This is a genomic window from Thauera sp. DNT-1, assembly GCF_055393985.1.
In genome coordinates this window covers 760,560-779,525 of record NZ_AP043752.1, presented here as the reverse complement: position 1 = coordinate 779,525, position 18,966 = coordinate 760,560, and the positions used below count along the sequence as shown (strand labels likewise).

17 protein-coding genes are annotated in these 18,966 nt (G+C 70.0%); 9 read left to right on the top strand and 8 right to left on the bottom strand.

What is annotated here, in order from left to right; genetic code table 11:
- Window positions 1-66: 66 nt before the first annotated feature.
- Both ACZ5PP_RS03695 and gloB read right to left on the bottom strand, forming a co-directional pair.
- A complete protein-coding gene (locus tag ACZ5PP_RS03695) occupies window positions 67-1,443 on the bottom strand; it encodes a transglycosylase SLT domain-containing protein (RefSeq protein ID WP_043743449.1) in 1,377 nt (458 codons plus the stop codon).
- 6 nt (window positions 1,444-1,449) lie between these two features.
- Window positions 1,450-2,223 (bottom strand): hydroxyacylglutathione hydrolase, encoded by a 774-nt coding sequence (gene gloB, locus ACZ5PP_RS03690; protein ID WP_464826764.1) that lies wholly within the window; start codon window positions 2,221-2,223, stop codon window positions 1,450-1,452.
- Window positions 2,224-2,251: 28 nt separating this feature from the next.
- On the opposite strand from gloB, the gene ACZ5PP_RS03685 reads away from it, so the two are divergent.
- From ACZ5PP_RS03685 to dnaQ, 3 genes are read left to right on the top strand one after another with little or no spacing between them, the layout of a single operon-like run.
- On the top strand, window positions 2,252-2,977 hold the full coding sequence (locus ACZ5PP_RS03685) for a class I SAM-dependent methyltransferase (protein ID WP_374615757.1): 726 nt from the start codon (window positions 2,252-2,254) through the stop codon (window positions 2,975-2,977).
- Between the two features lie 2 nt (window positions 2,978-2,979).
- Complete coding sequence (gene rnhA / locus ACZ5PP_RS03680) at window positions 2,980-3,438, top strand: ribonuclease HI (protein ID WP_012585465.1); 459 nt, start codon at window positions 2,980-2,982, stop codon at window positions 3,436-3,438.
- Between the two features lie 13 nt (window positions 3,439-3,451).
- The gene (gene dnaQ, locus ACZ5PP_RS03675) at window positions 3,452-4,171 is read left to right on the top strand and encodes a DNA polymerase III subunit epsilon (protein WP_004320384.1); all 720 of its coding nucleotides are present in this window, start codon (window positions 3,452-3,454) and stop codon (window positions 4,169-4,171) included.
- A gap of 200 nt (window positions 4,172-4,371) precedes the next feature.
- On the opposite strand, the gene ACZ5PP_RS03670 is transcribed toward dnaQ, so the two are convergent.
- The 4 genes from ACZ5PP_RS03670 to mutS form a co-directional block, all read right to left on the bottom strand.
- On the bottom strand, window positions 4,372-4,779 hold the full coding sequence (locus tag ACZ5PP_RS03670) for a CBS domain-containing protein (RefSeq protein ID WP_012585463.1): 408 nt from the start codon (window positions 4,777-4,779) through the stop codon (window positions 4,372-4,374).
- Window positions 4,780-4,794: 15 nt separating this feature from the next.
- Window positions 4,795-4,998 carry a (Na+)-NQR maturation NqrM gene (gene nqrM, locus ACZ5PP_RS03665; RefSeq protein ID WP_041589852.1) on the bottom strand — a complete coding sequence of 68 codons (204 nt, stop codon included), beginning with the start codon at window positions 4,996-4,998 and terminating at the stop codon, window positions 4,795-4,797.
- A 130-nt stretch (window positions 4,999-5,128) separates the two neighbouring features.
- On the bottom strand, window positions 5,129-5,899 hold the full coding sequence (locus ACZ5PP_RS03660) for a fused MFS/spermidine synthase (RefSeq protein ID WP_004328146.1): 771 nt from the start codon (window positions 5,897-5,899) through the stop codon (window positions 5,129-5,131).
- The gene (gene mutS / locus ACZ5PP_RS03655) at window positions 5,896-8,502 is read right to left on the bottom strand and encodes a DNA mismatch repair protein MutS (RefSeq protein ID WP_407083906.1); all 2,607 of its coding nucleotides are present in this window, start codon (window positions 8,500-8,502) and stop codon (window positions 5,896-5,898) included. Before mutS ends, ACZ5PP_RS03660 begins: the two co-directional genes overlap by 4 nt.
- A 163-nt stretch (window positions 8,503-8,665) precedes the next feature.
- On the opposite strand from mutS, the gene ACZ5PP_RS03650 reads away from it, so the two are divergent.
- A complete protein-coding gene (locus tag ACZ5PP_RS03650; protein WP_004308208.1) occupies window positions 8,666-9,187 on the top strand; it encodes a retropepsin-like aspartic protease family protein in 522 nt (173 codons plus the stop codon).
- A gap of 21 nt (window positions 9,188-9,208) precedes the next feature.
- Here ACZ5PP_RS03650 and ACZ5PP_RS03645 read toward each other — a convergent pair whose 3' ends face one another.
- Window positions 9,209-10,009 carry an inositol monophosphatase family protein gene (locus ACZ5PP_RS03645; protein ID WP_004308207.1) on the bottom strand — a complete coding sequence of 267 codons (801 nt, stop codon included), beginning with the start codon at window positions 10,007-10,009 and terminating at the stop codon, window positions 9,209-9,211.
- A gap of 143 nt (window positions 10,010-10,152) precedes the next feature.
- Here ACZ5PP_RS03645 and ACZ5PP_RS03640 point away from each other — a divergent pair, with 143 nt between their 5' ends.
- Entirely contained in the window at window positions 10,153-10,890 is a 738-nt protein-coding gene (locus ACZ5PP_RS03640) for an RNA methyltransferase (protein WP_004308205.1), read from the top strand.
- Window positions 10,891-10,972: 82 nt separating this feature from the next.
- The gene (locus tag ACZ5PP_RS03635; protein WP_012585459.1) at window positions 10,973-13,177 is read left to right on the top strand and encodes a RelA/SpoT family protein; all 2,205 of its coding nucleotides are present in this window, start codon (window positions 10,973-10,975) and stop codon (window positions 13,175-13,177) included.
- A 114-nt stretch (window positions 13,178-13,291) separates the two neighbouring features.
- Here ACZ5PP_RS03635 and ppk1 read toward each other — a convergent pair whose 3' ends face one another.
- Window positions 13,292-15,373, bottom strand: a complete 2,082-nt coding sequence (gene ppk1 / locus ACZ5PP_RS03630; RefSeq protein WP_004308203.1) for a polyphosphate kinase 1 — start codon at window positions 15,371-15,373, stop codon at window positions 13,292-13,294.
- A 182-nt stretch (window positions 15,374-15,555) separates the two neighbouring features.
- Between ppk1 and ppx the strand changes: the two genes are divergently transcribed.
- From ppx to ACZ5PP_RS03615, 3 genes are read left to right on the top strand one after another with little or no spacing between them, the layout of a single operon-like run.
- Window positions 15,556-17,055, top strand: coding sequence for an exopolyphosphatase (ppx, locus tag ACZ5PP_RS03625; RefSeq protein WP_004308202.1), 1,500 nt, complete (start codon window positions 15,556-15,558; stop codon window positions 17,053-17,055).
- A 6-nt stretch (window positions 17,056-17,061) separates the two neighbouring features.
- Window positions 17,062-18,177, top strand: a complete 1,116-nt coding sequence (locus tag ACZ5PP_RS03620) for an MlaE family ABC transporter permease (RefSeq protein WP_004308200.1) — start codon at window positions 17,062-17,064, stop codon at window positions 18,175-18,177.
- Window positions 18,174-18,965, top strand: a complete 792-nt coding sequence (locus tag ACZ5PP_RS03615; protein ID WP_012585458.1) for an ABC transporter ATP-binding protein — start codon at window positions 18,174-18,176, stop codon at window positions 18,963-18,965. Before ACZ5PP_RS03620 ends, ACZ5PP_RS03615 begins: the two co-directional genes overlap by 4 nt.
- The last annotated feature ends 1 nt before the right edge of the window (window position 18,966 follow it).

Here is an 18,966-nt window from a genome sequence, read left to right as displayed (position 1 = left end):
CGCTCCTTGTGCGGGGGGCGCGAAGCGCGGTGGGAGCCCCGGGACTCCATGCCCCCGCCGCCAGGATCAGCGCTTCTTGCTGCGCTTGGTGCTGCGCTTCTCGCCCGGGCGCGGCCTGGCCTTGGGCGACTTGAGGTGAGGCTCGCCGCTGCGGGCCTGGCTGGTGTTGAGCTTGAGGCCCGGTTGGCGGGCGGCGGTGGCGGCGAACGGGAGCAGGCTGGTCACCTCGAGCGCACCGTCCGGGTCGATGCCGTCGGGCACCAGCAGCGAATGGCCTTCACCCGGCTGGCTGCCGGGGCCGAGGCCGTTGAGCCTGCGCAGCTCGGCCGAGCTCAGGCCATGGCGGGCGGCGACCGCCTCGAGGGTCTCGCCCGCGGCCATCACGTGCATCCGCCATTCGCCGTCCTCCTCGTCGAGCTCGGCGAGGCCTTGCTGCAGCTGCTCGGCGCGGTCGGTGGGCACGATGAAGATCTGCCCGGGCGTGGTCACCGCGGGGCGGTTGAAGCCCGGGTTGAGGGCGAGGAACTCGTCCAGCGGCATGCCGGAGAGCTTCGCCGCGGTGGCGAGGTCGACCCCGATCGGTGCCTCGACGCTGACGAAGTGCAGCTCGTTGGCGACGTAGGGCAACTCGAAGTGGAAGAGCTCGGGCTCGGCGACGATGTTCTTGATCGCCTGCAGCTTGGGCACGTAGTTGCGCGTCTCGTCGGGCATGCGCAGGTGCTCGTATTCGAGCGGCAGGCCGTCCTCGGCGTTGCGCTTGAGCGCGCGCTGCACCGCACCTTCGCCCCAGTTGTAGGAGGCGAGCGCGAGGTGCCAGTCGCCGTGCATCTCGTAGATGCGCTGCAGGTAGTCGAGCGCGGCGTTGGTCGAGGCGATCACGTCGCGGCGCTCGTCCACCCAGTGGTCCTGGGTGAGGTTGTAGTGCTTGCCGGTCGAGGGGATGAACTGCCACAGGCCGGAAGCGTGCGCGCGCGAGTAGGCCATCGGGTTGTAGCTGCTCTCGACCATCGGCAGCAGCGCGAGCTCGGTCGGCATGCCACGGCGCTCGAGTTCGTCGACGATGTAGTAGAGATAGCGCCCGCCGCGCTCGAAGACCTGCTTGAGGAAGCGCGGGCGGTTGAGGTAGAAGCTCTGCTGGTCCATCACCCGCTGGCTGTCGAGGTCGGGCATGCCGAAGCCGCGGCGGATGCGATCCCATATGTCGTTGGCGTCGCGGGTGAGATCGAGCGTGAGCACGCGCGCCGTCTCGGGCGCGGACGTCGCTACCGCGGCGCTAGCGGCGGTGTCGCTGGCGGTGAGGGTGGCCGGGGCCGCCGTCACGTCACGGGCGGACGCGGGAGAGGCGAGGGCGGCAAGGGCGAGGGCGCAGGCGCAGACGGCCAGCAGCGGGCCATGCCTGCGGCCGCCGCGGGGCTGGGCGGCACAAGAAGCGGAAGAGGTCATCGGGGCTCAGAAGCGGTCCTTCCAGGCACGCAGCGCGGCGAGGCATTCGAGCGCATCCTGCGGGCGGCTGCCGGTGTGCGCGGCGACGGCCTCGATCACCCCGGGCTGGTCGCAGCGCAGGAAGGGGTTGATCGCCAGCTCGCGGGAGACGGTGCTCGGCAGGGTGGGTTCGCCGCGTGCGCGCAGCGTCTCGCAGTGCGCGGCCCAGGCGTCGCGTTCGACGTTCTCGGGCTCGGCCGCGCGTGCGAAGGCCAGGTTGGACAGCGTGTATTCGTGGGTGCAGAACATCCGGGTGTCGGGGGGCAGGGCGGCCAGGCGGGCGAGCGAGTGCGCGAGCTGGGTCGGCGTGCCTTCGAAGAGCCGGCCGCAGCCGGCGGAAAAGAGCGTATCCCCGCAGAACACCAGGCCCGGCTCGATGTCCATGCCGACGTAGGCCACGTGGCCGGCGGTGTGCCCGGGCACGTCGAGGACGCGCAGCGCGATGGCGGGCGCGGGCAGGTGGATTTCGTCGCCGTCGGAGACGGCATGGACGACGCCCGCGATCGATTCGCGCGCGGGGCCGTAAACCGGTACACGGTGGCTCGCCACCAGCGCGGCGATGCCGCCGGTGTGGTCGGGGTGGTGGTGGGTGACCAGGATCGCGCCGAGCACGAGGCCGTGCTCGCGCAGGGCTTCCTCGACCGGGGTCGCGTCGCCCGGATCGACCACCAAGGCATGGCGGCCGTCGTGGACGAGCCAGATATAGTTATCGCGGAAGGCGGGAACGGGGATAATGTCCATCCCGCGAATTGTGAGGACCTGAGTGCCGATGTCAATCCTCCGGCTCGAGGAATGGCTGCAGACCCCGCAGGGGCGCTACCTGCTCGACTGGGAGCAGGACGGACTGGACCGCCTGGTGGCGGACATTTTCGGCTATCACGCGGTGCAGCTCGGGCTGTCCGGATTCGATTTGCTGCGCGCCAATCGCATGCCGCGCCGGATCGATTGCGGCCCGCAAGGTCGCGATCTGCGCTGCACCGAATACGAGCTGCCCTTTGCCACCGGCAGCCTCGACCTTGTGCTGCTGCCGCATGTGCTCGAGTTTTCCGCGCACCCACACCGGGTGCTGCGCGAGGTCGAGCGCGTGCTGGTGCCCGAGGGCAGCGTCGTGATCAGCGGCTTCAACCCGCTCAGCCTGTGGGGCCTGCGTCGCCTGATCGCGCGCCGCGGTGCGGAGGCGCCGTGGAGCGGGCATTACCGCTCGGCGATGCGCATCCGCGACTGGCTCAACCTGCTCGGCTTCGAGATCCAGGAGAGCCGCTTCGGCTGTTACGCCCCGCCGCTGCGCACGCCGCAGTGGCTGGAGCGCTGGGGCTGCCTCGACCGCGCTGGCTCGCGCTGGTGGCCGGTGCTGGGCGCGGGCTATCTGCTGCACGGAGTCAAGCGGGTGCAGGGCATGCGGCTGATCACCCCCCACTGGCGCGGCCGCAAGGCCGCGGCCAAACGACTTTCGCCGGTCGCCCAGCGCGACGGCTCGACGAGGAACATGCAGTAACGATGGAAGAAGTGGATATCTATACCGACGGCGCCTGCAGCGGCAATCCCGGACCCGGCGGCTGGGGCGCGATCCTGCGCTCCGGATCGCACGAGAAGGAGATCTGGGGTGGCGAGCCGGCGACGACCAACAACCGCATGGAGCTGCTCGCGGTGATCCGTGCCCTCGACGCGCTCAAGCGCCCGGTGGCGGCGCGAGTTCACACCGACAGCCAGTACGTGCAGAAGGGGATCTCGGAGTGGATCCACGGCTGGAAGGCGCGGGGCTGGAAGACGGCCTCGAAGGAGCCGGTCAAGAACGCCGACCTGTGGCGGGCGCTCGACGACGCGGCATCGCGCCACCAGGTGAAGTGGTTGTGGGTGCGCGGCCACAATGGCCACCCCGAGAACGAACGCGCCGACGCGCTCGCGCGCCGCGGCGTGGACGCGGTGCGCAAGTCCGGCGCCGCGGTGCAATGCTGAGCGGGAGCGTGCAATGAGACAGATCGTCCTCGACACCGAAACCACGGGCCTCGACTGGCGCAACGGCGACCGCGTCATCGAGATCGGCTGCGTCGAACTGCTCGACCGCAGCCTCACCGGCCGCCACTACCACGTCTACATCAACCCCGGGCGCGGCATCGACGCCGAGGCGGTGGCGGTGCACGGCATCACCGAGGAATTCCTCGCCGACAAGCCGAAGTTCGCCGATATCGTCGCCGACTTCGAGGACTTCGTGCGCGACGCCGAGCTGGTGATCCACAACGCGAGCTTCGACGTCGGCTTCCTGGATGCCGAACTCGAGCGCCTCGGGCGCGCGAAGCTGGGTGCGCTGTGCGCCGGGGTCGTCGATACGCTGAAGCTCGCCAAGGAGCAAAACCCGGGCAAGAAGGCTTCGCTCGACGCGCTCTGCGACCGCTACGAGATCGACAACGCGCACCGCGAACTGCACGGCGCGCTGCTCGACGCGGAACTGCTCGCCGAGGTCTTCCTGGCGATGACGCGCGGCCAGGAAAGTCTCATGATCGGGCTCGACGAGGAAGCCGCGCCGCGGGAGTCCGACAGCGAGGGCGCGCCCGTGCTGCGCGCCGCGGTCCGGGTGTTGCGTGCGAGCGCCGACGAATGCGCCGCCCACGATGCAGCGCTCGCCGACATCGCAAAGGCGAACAAGGGGCTGTGCTTGTGGTTGCCTCCGGAGCCGGCGTCGGCGGGATGAGCGCCTGGCGGCTGAGCCCGCCGTGACTTGCCACGCCCCTGCAGATGCGGGAGCGTGCGCCGGCGCTCATGGAAGGCGATGCAAGTCGTGATCAGGGCGCATGGGATCTGCGACGGCGCCATGGAAGCGCCCGCTCGCGACTCGCATCGCTCCGCAGGTGCCCCGCAGCGCACCGGTTTCGTGCACGAGGACGCTGAAGGCTAGCGTTCGTCGCGGCGGACCTTCTCCAGGCCCTTGAGGATGTCGTGGCGGGAAATCTGCCCGATCAGGCGCGCGCCCTCGACGACCGGCAGGATGTGGTGGTTCCTGGCAAGGAAGAGTTCGATCGCGTCGATCAGGCTGGCACTGGCGCGGATCGAGACAACGTCGCGGTTCATGAAGTCTTCCACCTTCCCTTCGTCGCGGCGGAAATACGAGGCGTCCAACGCCGCCTTGAGGCAGTCCTTCTCGGAGAGGAAGCCGATGAGGCGTCGGTTTTCGTCGACCACCGGCGCTCCGGAGAGGCCGCGCTGGAGCAGCAGACGGACCGCCTTGAGCAGATCGGTGTCCGGCGAGAAGGCGAGGTGGTCGCCGACCATGTAGTCCTTGACGAGAAGGGAGCCGAGCATCATGTCTCCGGGGAATCAGTGTGGTTGTTCGGCCTGCGCCGCCATCATGCGGGCCTGGCGCTTCGAGCACGGCTTCTTGCAGCCGAACTCGCAGTCCTGACCCATCGAGCCGAGCCCGCCACAGCTGCCGGAGATCGGCTTGCGCCCGAAAAGGACGCCAACCGCCATGGCCAGGATCACGAGGCCGACGACGAGCAGGGTGATCAGAAAAGTGTTCATGGTTTGCAGCTTATCGGGTTGCGGATGCACGGACATCCGATCGGGTGGACAATAACGCGGGCTGCCGGGTTCTGGCCATGGGGCCGTTCGAGCACGCGCGCCGGATCGACGCAAGTCGCGAGCGGGCGGCTCACATGCGCAGCACGCCGCCCGGGAGTTCCCCCGCGGCTTCGAGGCGCGTCACTGTAGGCAGGAGGTCGAGTCCGGTCTCGGCCTTGAGCTGGCGGGCGCGTTCGCGCAGTTCCTCGACGCTGCGTTCGATCGGCTCGCCGGCCGCGCCGAAGGCGACCACGTTGCCGCTGTCGCAGGACGGAAAGGCGAGCGCGCGGTCATCGAAGGCGCGCACGATGCGCTGCAGGCTGGCCTTGTAGCCACGCGCGCGGCCGAAGAGGTTCACCGCCATGATGCCGCGCGCCGACAAGCGCGCACGCACGGCCTGGTGGAAGGGCTCGGTGTCGAGCACGCCGGCGCGCGCATTGCGGTCGAAGCCATCGACCAGCACGTAGTCCCAGGTCTCGTCGTGCTCGAGCACGAACTGGGCGCCGCAGCCGAGGTGCACCGAGAAGCGCGCATCCTCCGTCGGCAGCTTGAAAAACTGGCGTGCCGCGGCCACCACCGCGGGAGCGATCTCGACCACGCGGATCCTGGCCTGCGGCAGGTGGTGATGCACGAAGCGCGCCAGCGAGGCCGCGCCGAGGCCGATGATCAGCACCTTGCGCGGCCAGTGCCCGCCGTCGGCGGCAAGGCCGTCGCGCAGCAGCAGGCCGGCCATCATCTCGCGGGTGTAGGCGAGTTCCAGTGCGTACGGCTTGCGGATGCGCATCGCGCCCTGGATCCAGTCGGAGCCGAAGTGCAGGTAGCGCACGCCGGCTTCTTCGGAGATGTCGATCGGCGGGTTCATGTGTTGCGGTCTCCGGCCAGGCGCTTGAGGGCGTAGAGGCGTTCCAGCGCCTCGCGCGGGCTCAGTGCATCGGGGTCGATGTCGGCGAGCGCGCTGAGCACCGGGTGCGACAGCGGCGCGTCCTCCGGCTCGGGCAGGGCGGCGAAGAGGTCGGCCTGCGGGCCGGCGTCGATCTCGCGGTTCTCCAGCGCGCGCAGCCGGCGCTTGGCGTCGCGGATCACCGCGGCCGGGATGCCGGCGAGCGCGGCGACCTCGATGCCGTAGCTCTGGCTCGCCGGGCCTTCCTCGAGCGCGTGCAGGAAGACGATGCGGTGGCCGTGCTCGACCGCGTCCAGATGCACGTTGGCGCACTCGGGATAGTCGGCGTTGAGCCGGGTGAGCTCGAAATAATGCGTGGCGAACAGTGTCAGCGCGCGCGACTTCTCCAGCAGGTGGCGGGCGATCGCGAACGCGAGCGCGAGGCCGTCGAAGGTCGAGGTGCCGCGGCCGATCTCGTCCATCAGCACCAGGCTGCGCTCGGTGGCGCCGTGCAGGATGGCGGCGGCCTCGGTCATCTCGACCATGAAGGTCGAGCGCCCCGAGGCGAGGTCGTCGGAGGCGCCGATGCGAGTGAAGATGGCGTCGAGCGGGCCGAGCTCGACGGCATCCGCCGGCACGAAGCTGCCGACATGGGCGAGCAGGCAGATCAGCGCGACCTGGCGCATGAAGGTCGATTTGCCGCCCATGTTGGGGCCGGTGATCATCAGCATGCGGCGCGTGGCGGCCAGGCGGGCGTCGTTGCGGATGAAGCTCTCGACCTGGCGCTCGACCACCGGATGGCGGCCGCCTGTAATGGTGAGCCCGGGTGTCTCCAGGAAGCGTGGCTGTACGTAGCCGTAACGCAGCGCGGCCTCGGCCAGCGCGGCGAGGCCGTCGAGCAGGGCCAGCGCGCGCGCGATGCGCTGCAGCGCCGGGATGTGGGCGGCGAGCACCTCGAGCACCTGGTCGTAGAGCGTCTTCTCGCGCGCCAGCGCACGCTCGTTGGCCGACAGCGCCTTGTCCTCGAAGGCCTTGAGCTCGGGCGTGATGTAGCGCTCGGCGTTCTTCAGCGTCTGGCGGCGGCGGTAGTCGTCGGGCACCTTGTCGGCGTTGGCGCGGCTGACCTCGATGTAGAAGCCGTGCACCTTGTTGAACTCGACCTTGAGCCCGGGGATGCCGCTGCGCTCGCGCTCGCGGGTCTCCAGCGCCATGAGGAATTCGCCGCAATTGGTCTGGATACCGCGCAGTTCGTCGAGCTCGGTGTCAAAGCCGGGGGCGATCACGCCGCCGTCGCGCACCATGGCGGCGGGCTCGGCGGCGATGGCTTGCTGCAGCAGGGCGAGCGGCTCGGGGGCGATGGCGAGCGCGCCGACGATCTCGGCGAGCAGCGGCGCCCGGCAGGGTGCGAGCGCGGCGGCGAGCTCGGGCAGCCGCAGCAGGCTCTCGCGCAGCGCCGAGAGGTCGCGCGGGCGCGCGCTGCGCAGCGCGATGCGGGCGGTGATGCGGTCGACGTCGGCCACGCCGCGCAGCGCGCTGCGCACCGCGAAGGCGATGCGGCCGTCGCGGCCACCGAGCGCGAAGCCGCCGGGGGCTGCGCCGGTGTGCTCGCTCATCTCGCCTTCGACCGTACCCACCAGCTCCGCCACCGCGGCATGGCGCGCGGCGGGCTCGGCGCGCTCGCGCAGCGGGTGGTGCAACGCATGGCGCAGCCAGCGCGAACCCATGCTGGTCACGCAGGTATCGAGCAGCGACAGCAAGGTGGGCGAGGACTCGCCGCGCAGGGTCTCGGTGAGCTCCAGGTTGCGCCGGGTTGCGGCGTCCAGGCGCAGATATTCCGACTCGCGTTCGACCACGAGGCCGGTGACGTGGGAGAGCGTCTGGCGCTGGGTGGCCTGGGCGTAGTCGTACAAGGCCGCGGCGGCGCCGAGTGCCACCGGCAGGTCCTCGACGCCGAAGCCGGCGAGGTCTCGCGTGCCGAAGTGGGTCGTCAGCAGCCGCGTGCCGGTCTCGGCGTCGAACTGCCAGTCGGCCAGGCGGCGCAGCGCGGGGGCGAGGGTGTCGAGGAGCGGCAGGGCGAGGCCGTCGGGCACCAGCACCTCGGCCGGGCGCAGGCGCTCGAACTGCGCCTGCAGTGCGTCCGATGGGCACTGCATGAGGCGGAAGTCGCCGTTGGCGAGATTCAGCCAGGCCAGCCCGAGCACGCCGCGGTGCAGGCTGGCGGCGAGCAGCAAGGAGTCGCGGCGGTCGTCGAGCAGCGCGGCGTCCGTGAGCGTACCGGGGGTGACGATGCGGCTCACCGCGCGCTCCATCGGCCCCTTGTTCGCGCCCGGCTCGCCCACCTGCTCGGCGATCACCACCGATTCGCCGAGCTTGACCAGGCGCGCGAGGTATTGCTCGACCGCGTGGAAGGGCACGCCCGCCATGCGGATCGGCTTGCCGCCCGACTGGCCGCGGGTGGTGAGCGTGATGTCGAGCAGGCGCGCGGCCTTCTCGGCGTCGTCGAAGAAGAGCTCGTAGAAGTCGCCCATGCGGTAGAAGAGCAGGGTGTCCGGATGCTGCTGCTTGATCCGGAGGTACTGCTGCATCATCGGAGTGTGGGCGCCGATCTCGGCCTCGCTCAGCGCGGCGGGGCGGATGGCCGTGTCGCCGAAGGGCGGCTTGCGGATTGCCAACTGAAGAAACCTCCCGGTTGCCGTGCTGTCGTCAGCAAAGGCAGGATTATCACCGTGGATCGAAGGAAAGACCGACTTGAACACACCCGACGCCGACACCCGCCGCATCGGCCGCAGGCTGGGCCTGCTGGCGACGCTCGCCTTTCTCGCGCTGGGCTGGGTGAGCTTCGACGGCGCGCTCGAGCGCCGCGAGGACCCCAACCGTAATCTCGTGGTCGCCCCCGGCGCCAGCGAGCTGGTGCTGCAGCGCAACCGCGCCGGGCACTACCTGCTGCCCGGCGAGATCAACGGCCGTCCGGTGCGCCTGCTGCTCGACACCGGCGCGACGCAGGTGTCGGTCCCTGCGCGCCTCGCCGCGGAGCTTGGGCTGCAGGCGGGCGCGCCGGCCTCGGTGCTGACCGCCAACGGCGCGGTCACGGTGCGCCAGACGCGCATCCCGCGCCTCGCCTTCGGCCCCTTCGAGTTCCGCGACGTGGCCGGCCACCTGAACCCGGGCATGCAGGGCGACGAGGTGCTGCTCGGCATGTCGGCGCTGCGTCACCTGGAGTTTACCCAGCGCGGCGACACGCTCACCCTGCGCGCGCCGGGTTCCGGCTAGCGGGCCGCGTTTTCTCGGTCCTCAGGCCCGCAGGTTGGCCGGGCGCCAGGCCTGGATGATCGGCAGCAGCTGGCCGAAGATCTTCGGCGTGCCGGCAACCAGGTTGCCGGTGGTGAGGTAGTTGGCTTCGCCCGACAGGTCGGACACCAGGCCGCCGGCCTCCTGGATCAGCAGCACGCCGGCCGCCATGTCCCAGGGCGACAGGCCCATCTCCCAGAAGCCGTCGAAGCGGCCGGACGCCACGTAGGCGAGGTCGAGCGAGGCGGCGCCCGGGCGGCGGATGCCGGCGGTCTTCTGGGTGAGTTCCTTGAACATCGCCAGGTAGGCGTCGACGTGGTCGAACTGGCGGAAGGGGAAGCCGGTGCCGATCAGCGCCTCGTTGAGGCGGGTGCGGCGCGAGACGCGGATGCGGCGGTCGTTGAGGAAGGCGCCGGCGCCGCGCGAAGCGGTGAACATCTCGTTGGTGTTGGGGTCGTAGACCACCGCGTGCTCGAGCACGCCGTTCTTCGCCTGCGCGATCGAGACCGCGTACTGTGGCATGCCGTGGATGAAATTGGTGGTGCCGTCGAGCGGGTCGATGATCCAGGTGTATTCGCTCTCGGGTCCGGACTCGCCGGACTCCTCTGCTAGAATCCCGTGCCCCGGGAAGGCGTCGCGCAGCACCTCGATGATCGCCTGTTCGGCGGCGCGGTCGACCTCGGTGACGAAGTCGTTGGGCGACTTGGACTGGACGGTCAGCAGATCGAGCTGGGTCGACGCGCGGTTGATGACGGACGCGGCGCGACGGGCGGCCTTGACGGCGATGTTCAGGGTGGGATGCATGCGGAGCGGTCTCGGTTAAAGAATCGGGGCCTGCCACGTGCCTCGGGCGCGCGCCGCCGCCCGCTTCATCGAGCCGCCGCGCGACCGCCGGGCCACGTTCCGGGCAGGCAGCCCGGCAAATTCGGAAAACGCGGAATTTTAATATGAATCGCCCCCTCGCGCTCGACCGCATCCGCGTCGTGCTGTCCCGTACCACCCATCCCGGCAACATCGGCGCCGCCGCGCGCGCCATGAAGACCATGGGCCTGCGCGAGCTCTGGCTGGTCGCGCCCGAGTCCTTTCCCGACGAGGTCGCCACCGCGCGCGCCTCGGGCGCGGCCGACCTGCTGGACGCCGCGCGGGTGGTCGGCACGCTGGAGGAGGCGCTCGCCGACACGGTCTTTTCCGCGGCGCTGACCGCGCGCCGGCGCGAACTCTCGCTGCCGCGCCTGCAGGCGCGCGACGCGGCGCTGGAGCTGGTGCGGCGCACGCAGGACGGCGCCGTCGCGCTGGTGTTCGGCAACGAGACCAGCGGGCTCACCAACGAGGAGGCCGCCTTGTGCAGCCTGCCGGTGACCATCCCCACCGACGCCGGGTTCTCCTCCCTGAACCTCGGCGCGGCGGTGCAGGTGCTGGCCTACGAGCTGCGCATGGCCGCGCTCGGCGACGCCGCCGCGCCCGCCGACCCGCAGCCCGAGCCGGCCACGCATGCCGACTTCGAGGGCTTCATGGCGCACCTCGAGCGTGCGGTCACCGCCAGCGGCTTCCACGATCCTGCCAACCCCAAGCGCCTGTTGCCGCGCATGCGGCGCTTGTTCAACCGCGTGCGCCTCGAGCGCGAGGAGGTCGCCCTGCTGCGCGGCATGCTCACCACCTTCGAGACGCCGCGCCGGCGCGGCTGACCCGGGGAGTCGCACCCGGCGAAGGGGCTGCGAGCACGGGCATGCAGCACGATGGACTGCCCGATGTGGGATAATTGCACCCATGGTATCCGTCACCCACGCCATCTCCCAGGGCGACACCGCCCCTCCGATCGATCTGCTCGCGGCCGGCCTGGAGCCGACCGAACGCGAGCACATCGAAGCCGCGCTCGAATGGATCGCCGACCTCTACGAGGGCAAGGTGCTCGGCACCGGCGAGCCGACCTGGACGCACGCGATCGGTGCCGCGTTGATCGCGGCCTCGCTGCGTTTGGACGCCGAGACGCGCGTGGCCGCGCTGTTGTTCGCAGCCTGGGAGGAACTCGAGGCCCCCGCCGAGGAGATCGAGGCGCGCTTCGGTCCGGCGATCACCGCGCTGGTGCGCGGCCTGCACAAGCTCAACGGCCTGCGCGTGCTCACCCGCCTCACCACCAGCGCGAGCGCGCCCGAGATCCGCGCGCAGACCGAAGTCCTGCGCAAGATGCTGCTGGCGATGGTCGAGGATATCCGCGTCGTGCTGGTGCGGCTGGCCTCGCGCACCCAGACCCTGCGCTTCTACACCGACCTGCCGGGCGAGGCCCGCGTCGAGGTCGCGCGCGAGAGCCTGGACATCTACGCGCCGCTCGCCAACCGGCTGGGGGTGTGGCAGATCAAGTGGGAGCTGGAAGATCTCTCCTTCCGCTTCATCGAGCCCGACACCTACAAGCGCATCGCGAAGATGCTCGACGAGCGTCGGGTGGAGCGCGAGCAGTTCATCCGCGACTCCATCGAGCGCCTGAAGAGCGAGCTCGCCGCGGTCGGAATCGAGGCCGAGATCACCGGCCGCGCCAAGCACATCTACAGCATCTACAACAAGATGCGCAAGAAGCGGCTCGACTTCTCGCAGGTCTTCGACATCCGCGCGCTGCGCGTGCTGGTGCCCGAGATCAAGGACTGCTACACGGTGCTGGGTATCGTGCACCAGATGTGGCAGCCGATCGCGAAGGAGTTCGACGACTACATCACCAAGCCCAAGGGCAACAACTACCAGTCGCTGCACACCGCCGTGCTGGCGGGCGACGGGCGCGCGCTCGAGGTGCAGATCCGCACCTTCGACATGCACAAGCACGCCGAGCTTGGCGTGGCCGCGCACTGGCGCTACAAGGAAGGCGCCAGGCAGGGCGGCGACTACGACGAGAAGATCGCGCTGCTGCGCAGCCTGTTGTCTTGGCGCGACGAGGTTACCGATGCGGCGCACTGGGTGGAGCAGCTCAAGCGCGCCTCGCTCGACGACACGCTCTACGTGCTGACGCCGCAGGGCAGGGTGGTCGATCTGCCGCGCGGCGCCACGCCGGTCGACTTCGCCTACCGCCTGCACACCGACGTCGGCCACCACTGCCGCGGCGCCAAGGTCGACGGCCACCTCATACCCCTGAACACCCAGCTGGAGAGCGGGCAGACGGTGGAGATCGTCACCGCCAAGGAGGGCGGCCCCTCGCGCGACTGGCTGGACACGCGCCAGGGCTACGTCGCCACCTCGCGTGCGCGCAGCAAGATCAAGCAGTACTTCGCACAACTGGACGAGGAGGAGATCCTCTCGCGCGGGCGCAGCTTCGTCACCAAGGAGATGCAGCGCGACGGCCACGGCCAGGCCAACATCGACGGCCTGGCCGAGCGCCTCGGCTTCAAGAACGCCGAGGCGCTGTACCTGGCCGCCGGGCGTGGCGAGGTGGGCCCGCGCGCGATGCAGACCGCGCTGCGCGAGGGCAGCGCCCCCGAGCCGGCGGCGGAGGCCGAACCCGAGTTCGTGGTCAGCCGCAGCCGCTCGGGCGACAATCAGGACAAGATCCTGATCGTCGGTGTGGGCAAGCTGATGACCTCGCTGTCGCGCTGCTGCAAGCCCGCCCCGCCGGATGCGATCGAGGGCTTCGTGACGCGCGGCCGCGGCATCTCGATCCACCGCGTCGATTGCGCCGACTTCCAGGACCTCGCGCGCAAGCACCCCGAGCGCGTGATCCCGGCCGAGTGGGGCGAGAAGGCGCACGACACCCGCAACGCCCTCTACCAGGTCGACATCAACGTCCAGGCGAGCGACCGCCAAGGCCTGCTGCGCGACATCTCCGAGGTGCTGTCGCGCGAGAAGCTCAACGTCATCGCGGTCAACACGCTCACCAAGAAGGGCACCGCCTACATGCGCTTCACCATGGAGGTGGGCGGCATCAAGCAGGTGCAGCGCGCGATCACGCTGGTGCGCGAGGTGCCCGGCGTGATCGACGCTCAGCGCAAGTGAGCGCCGCCCCCGGCCCTGCGGCGGGCTTGCGCGGCATCGGGCTTGGTCCGGCGAGCGCTTCAGCGGCGCCTCCCCATCGCCGACTCGCGCAGCACGCCTTCCCGTATCGACGCCTCAGCTGCTCGCCGCGAGCTCCTTCAGCAGGATGAGCTGCGCCGCGCGGCGGATGCTGCGCGGGTGCTTGCGGCGGTATTTGCCATCTGCCTGCATGTCCCAGGCCTGGCAGTTGTCGCCGAGGTAGGGGCGCAGGCCTTCCTTCATGACGCGGCGCTTGAGGCGCGGGTCGAGCACCGGGAAGGCGATCTCGATGCGGCGGAAGAAGTTGCGGTCCATCCAGTCCGCGCTCGACAGGTACATGTGCTCGGCGCCGTCGGCGTGGAAGTGGAAGATGCGGTGGTGCTCGAGGAAGCGGCCGATCACCGAGCGCACGCGGATGTTGTCCGACAGCCCGGGCACGCCCGGGCGCAGCGCGCACGGGCCGCGCACGATGAGGTCGATCTCGACCCCGGCCTGCGAGGCCTCGTAGAGCGCCTCGATGGTCTCGGGTTCGAGCAGCGCGTTCATCTTCGCGATCACCCGACCGCGCCGGCCTGCGCGCGCGATCTCGGCCTCGCGCCGGATCGCCGCGACCACGTTGGGCTGCAGGGTGAAGGGCGCCTGCCACAGGTGGCGCAGCTCGGTGGCCTTGCCCAGGCCGGTGAGCTGCTTGAACACGGTGGCGACGTCCTCGCCGATCTCCGCGTTGCAGGTGAGCAGGCCGAAGTCGGTGTAGAAGCGTGTGGTGCGCGGGTGGTAGTTGCCGGTGCCCATGTGCACATAACGGCGCAGGCCGTCTTCCTCGCGGCGCACGATCATCAGCAGCTTGGCGTGGGTCTTGTAGCCGAACACGCCATACACGACGTGCGCACCGACCTCTTCCAGGCGGTTGGCCAGCGTGATGTTGGCCTCCTCGTCGAAGCGCGCCATCAGTTCGAGCACCACGGTGACTTCCTTGCCCTTCTGCGCCGCGCGGGCGAGGTGCTCCATCAGCACCGAGTCGGTGCCGGTGCGGTACACAGTCATCTTGATCGCCAGCACCTGCGGGTCGTCGGCCGCCGCGCGCAGCATCTCGATCACCGGGGCGAAACTCTGGAAGGGGTGGTGGAGCAGGATGTCGCCGCCGCGGATCGCGGTGAAGACCTGGCGGCGTTTGTCGAGCACCTTGGGCAGGCCGGGCACGAAGGGTGCGTACTTGAGGTCCGGGCGCTCGACCCAGTCGGGGACCTGCATGAGGCGCACCAGGTTCACGATGCCGGGCGTGCGGTAGAGGTCGTCGGGGGTGAGGTGGAAGTGCTGCAGGAGAAAACCCGCCATCTCCTCGGAGCAGTTGTCGGCGACCTCCAGGCGCACCGCGTCGCCGAAGTGACGTTGCTGCAGCTCGCCCTTGAGCGAGGCGCGCAGATCCTTGACCTCTTCCTCGTCGACGAACAGGTCGGAGTTGCGCGTGACGCGGAACTGGTAGCAGCCGAGCACGTTCATGCCCGAGAACAGCTCGCCCACGTGGGCGTGCAGCACCGAGGACAGGAACACGAAGCCGTACTCCTGATCGCACAGCTCGCGCGGCAGGCGGATCACCCGCGGCAGCGCGCGCGGCGCCTGCACGATCGCCGCGCCCGAGTCGCGCCCGAAGGCGTCGCGGCCTTCGAGCTCGACGGCGAAGTTCAAGCTCTTGTTGAGCACGCGTGGGAAGGGATGCGCCGGGTCCAGCCCGATCGGGGTCAGCACCGGCATGACCTCGCGCATGAAGTAGTCGTGGATCCACGCGCGCTGGGCCTCGGTCCACAGGCTGCGGCGCAGGAAGACCACGCCTTCCTTCTCGAGTGCCGGGAGGATGTCGCCGTTGAGCAGCTGGTACTGCTCGGAGATGATCTCGTGCACCTCGTCGCTGACGCGCTCGAGCAGTTCGACGGGCGCGATCCCGTCCTCGCCCGACTTGCGGCTGCCGATGCGGATCTGCTCCTTGATGCCGGAGACGCGGATCTCGAAGAACTCGTCCAGGTTGCTCGACACGATGCACAGGAAGCGCAGGCGCTCGAGCAGCGGCACGGTGGGGTCGGCGGCCTGCGCCAGCACGCGGCGCTGGAATTGCAGCAGCGAAAGCTCGCGGTTGAGGAAGTGCTCGGGCGGGTAGTTCAGGGTCATGCGGTCGACGGGCATTCGGGATTCCTGTGCGCGGAAGTTCGCTCGCGATTATGTGACATTTCCATTTCGGTTTGATGACGTCGGGCCGCGCCCGCGGGGCCTTCCCCGGCGCCATGCCGGCGCGGCTCGGAAGCCTTTTGCGGGGTGCTAGAATCCAGGGTTCCGGCGCCCCGCGGGTGCCAGCCGCCGACAAAACCATGCAAGATCTGATCGCCGCAATCGACCTCGGTTCCAACAGCTTCCGGCTTCAGGTGGGCCGCATCGTCAACGACCAGATCTATCCGCTCGACGGTCTCAAGGAGGCGGTGCGCCTGGCCGCCGGCCTGTCGCCCGACAAGATGCTCGACCTCGCCTCGCAGCAGCGCGGGGTCGGCGCCCTGCAACGCTTCCACGAGCGCCTGCGCGACTTCCCGCCCACCCGGGTGCGCGCCGTGGCGACCAACACCTTGCGCGTGGCCAAGAACGCGCCCGAGTTCCTGATCCGCGCCGAGGCCGCGCTCGGTTTCCCGATCGAGATCATCGCCGGCCGCGAGGAGGCCCGCCTGATCTACGTCGGCGTCGCACACACGCTGCCGGATCCGCACCGCCAGCAGCTGGTGGTCGACATCGGCGGCGGTTCGACCGAATTCATCATCGGCAAGAGCTTCGAGTCGCAGCTGCTGGAGTCGCGCTACATGGGCTGCGTCGGCTACAGCCTGCGCTACTTTCCGGAGGGCCGCATCGACAAGCGCGCCTTCAAGGAGGCCGAACTCGCCGCCCGCCGCGAGCTGCAGACGATCTCGGCGGCCTACCGCGAGGCCGGCTGGGAAGAAGCGGTGGGTTCGAGCGGCACTGCCAAGGCGATCGTGGAGATCCTCGAGCAGAACGGCCTGTCGGCGAGCGGGATCACCCGCGAGGGCCTGGAGAAGCTCAAGGCGCTGCTGCTGCGCGCCGGCAGCCTGGACAACATCGACCTCGCCGGCCTCAAGGGCGACCGCCTGCCCGTCATCCTGGGCGGCTTCGCGATCATGAGCGCGATCTTCAAGGAGTTCGAGCTCGAGCACATGGTGTTCTCCGAAGGTGCGTTGCGCCTGGGCGTGCTCTACGACCTGCTCGGTCGCTACCACCACCACGATCTGCGCGACGCCACGGTAAGCGCCTTCGTGCGGCGCTACGGCGTCGACCTGCGCCAGGCCCAGCAGGTCGCCGACACGGCCTGCCACCTGCTCGCCCAGCTCGAGCCGGAGACCGCCGATCCCGAGCACGACGACCACCGCTTCCTGCGCTGGGCGGCGATGCTGCACGAGATCGGCATCTCGGTGGCGCACTCGAGCTACCACAAGCACAGCGCCTACATTGTCGGCAACGCCGACATGCCCGGTTTCTCGCGCATGGACCAGGCCCGCCTGGCGCGCCTGGTGCTGGCGCATCGTGGCAAGCTCGAACGTGTCGCCTCGATCGACCCTGGCAGCGTGGACTGGCTGCTGATCGCCTGCATGCGCCTGGCGGTGGTGATCCACCGCGCCCGCGACGCGCGCGGCCTGCCGCCCGTCACGCTGCGTCGCGAGGGCCGCGGCTTCAGCCTCACCGCCGCGCCGGGCTGGCTGCAGAAGCTGCCGCTCACCGCGGCCGCGCTCGACGAGGAGCAGCGCCAGTGGCAGGGTCTCGGGCGCGCGCTCTACATCCGGGCGCTCAGCCTGCGCACGCCTGTGGCCTGAGCGCAGATGGCAGGGCGTGTGCTCGACGAGGTCTTCACGGCCGGAGCCGAGGGCATCCGCCTCGCCGGCGACTGGACCCTGCGCGGTCTCGACGAGTGCCTCCCGACGCTGCGCCGGGCGCTGGCCACGGTGCCTCCCGACGCGCGCTGGTCGCTGCGCGCGGTGCGCCGCATGGACAGCTTCGGCGCCTTGCTGCTGTGGCAGGCCTGGGGCGGACGCTGGCCTGCGGCGCTCGAGGCCGATGACGCCCAGCGCGCCATCATCGGCCGTATCGAGAACGCCTCCGCCCGTGCGCTGCCCGAGCCGCCGCGCGCTTCCGCGCTCGACGCGGTGGCGCTGCTCGGCAAGGGCCTGTTCGCATTCGCTGGCCATCTTTCCGGCTTCGTCGCGCTCCTCGGTCGTCTCGTGCTCGATCTCGGCCACCTGCTGCACCATCCACGCGACTGGCCGCTGCTGGAGATCTCGGCAAACCTCCACAAGGTAGGCGTCAAGGCGATGCCGGTCTCGGCCCTGGTCGGCTTCCTGATCGGTGTGGTGCTGTCCTATCTGTCCGCGCTGCAGCTGCGCACCTTCGGCGCGGACGCCTTCATCGTCAACATCCTCGGCATGGGCATCATCCGCGAGCTCGGCCCCGTGCTGGTGTCGGTGCTGGTGGCGGGGCGCTCCGGTTCGGCGATGACGGCGCAGCTCGGGGTGATGCGGGTGACCGAGGAGATCGATGCGCTCGCGGCGATGGGCGTCTCGCGCAGCCTGCGCCTGGTGCTGCCCAAGGTGGTGGCGCTTTCCCTCGCGATGCCGCTGCTGGTGTTGTGGACCTCGGCGATCGCCCTTTTCGGCGGCTGGGTGTCGGCCTGGGTGGAGCTCGGCATCGGGCTGCAGTTCTTCCTGCGGGCGCTGCCCGATGCGGTGCCGGTGGCCAACCTCTACATCGGGCTCGCCAAGGGGGCGGTGTTCGGTTTCCTGATCGCGCTCGTGGCCTGCCATTTCGGCTTGCGGGTGAAGCCCGACACCGAGAGCCTGTCCGCGAACACCACCGCCTCGGTGGTGGCGGCGATCACGGTGGTGATCCTGGTGGACGCGGTGTTCGCGATCGCCACCCGTTCGATCGGGCTGCCGCTGTGAGCGAGCGGGCGACGAGCGACGCCGTGGTCTGCCTCGAAGGCATCGTCACCCGTTTCGGGCGCAATATCGTGCACGAGGGGCTGGACCTCACCATCCGCGCGGGCGACATCGTCGCCCTCGTGGGCGGCTCGGGCAGTGGCAAGACCACACTGCTGCGCCACCTCGTCGGGCTGAGCCGGCCCGCCGCCGGCCGGGTGGAGGTGTTCGGCGAGGCGCTCGATGCCGGCGGGGCGGCCGCGCGGCTCGCCCGCCAGCGCCGCATGGGGGTGTTGTTCCAGCACGGCGCCTTGTTCTCGGCGTTCAGCGTGGCGCAGAACATCGCCTTTCCGCTGCGCGAGCTCGGCGTGATCAGCCGGCCGGAGATCGACCGCCTGGTCGCCCTCAAGCTGGCGATGGTGGAGATGGAGCCGGCGCATGCGCCACTGATGCCTGCCGAGCTGTCCGGCGGGATGGTCAAGCGGGTGGCGCTCGCGCGCGCACTCGCGCTCGAGCCCGAGTTGCTGCTGCTCGACGAGCCCACCGCCGGGCTCGACCCCGACCGCAGCGCGAGCTTCATCCGCCTGATCCGCGCGCTGCATCGCGAGCTCGGACTCACCGTGGTGCTGGTCACGCACGATCTCGATACACTGGCGCAGATGGCCACGAGCGTGGCGGTGCTCGCCGAGCGCCGCATCGTCAGCCACGCCTCGCTCGCCGACACGCTCGCCTACGACCACCCCTTCGTCGCCCGCTTTTTCAGTGGGCTGCAGGCGCGCTGCGGCCAGCCGCGCGGCGCAGGAGCAGGCTGAA

Coding starts and splice junctions, on each gene's coding strand:
- ACZ5PP_RS03695 (WP_043743449.1), bottom strand. CDS start 1,443: ATGACCTCTTCCGCTTCTTGTGCCGCCCAGCCCCGCGGCGGCCGCAGG.
- gloB (WP_464826764.1), bottom strand. CDS start 2,223: ATGGACATTATCCCCGTTCCCGCCTTCCGCGATAACTATATCTGGCTC.
- ACZ5PP_RS03685 (WP_374615757.1), top strand. CDS start 2,252: ATGTCAATCCTCCGGCTCGAGGAATGGCTGCAGACCCCGCAGGGGCGC.
- rnhA (WP_012585465.1), top strand. CDS start 2,980: ATGGAAGAAGTGGATATCTATACCGACGGCGCCTGCAGCGGCAATCCC.
- dnaQ (WP_004320384.1), top strand. CDS start 3,452: ATGAGACAGATCGTCCTCGACACCGAAACCACGGGCCTCGACTGGCGC.
- ACZ5PP_RS03670 (WP_012585463.1), bottom strand. CDS start 4,779: ATGCTCGGCTCCCTTCTCGTCAAGGACTACATGGTCGGCGACCACCTC.
- nqrM (WP_041589852.1), bottom strand. CDS start 4,998: ATGAACACTTTTCTGATCACCCTGCTCGTCGTCGGCCTCGTGATCCTG.
- ACZ5PP_RS03660 (WP_004328146.1), bottom strand. CDS start 5,899: ATGAACCCGCCGATCGACATCTCCGAAGAAGCCGGCGTGCGCTACCTG.
- mutS (WP_407083906.1), bottom strand. CDS start 8,502: ATGCAGCAGTACCTCCGGATCAAGCAGCAGCATCCGGACACCCTGCTC.
- ACZ5PP_RS03645 (WP_004308207.1), bottom strand. CDS start 10,009: ATGCATCCCACCCTGAACATCGCCGTCAAGGCCGCCCGTCGCGCCGCG.
- ACZ5PP_RS03640 (WP_004308205.1), top strand. CDS start 10,153: ATGAATCGCCCCCTCGCGCTCGACCGCATCCGCGTCGTGCTGTCCCGT.
- ACZ5PP_RS03635 (WP_012585459.1), top strand. CDS start 10,973: ATGGTATCCGTCACCCACGCCATCTCCCAGGGCGACACCGCCCCTCCG.
- ppk1 (WP_004308203.1), bottom strand. CDS start 15,373: ATGCCCGTCGACCGCATGACCCTGAACTACCCGCCCGAGCACTTCCTC.
- ppx (WP_004308202.1), top strand. CDS start 15,556: ATGCAAGATCTGATCGCCGCAATCGACCTCGGTTCCAACAGCTTCCGG.
- ACZ5PP_RS03620 (WP_004308200.1), top strand. CDS start 17,062: ATGGCAGGGCGTGTGCTCGACGAGGTCTTCACGGCCGGAGCCGAGGGC.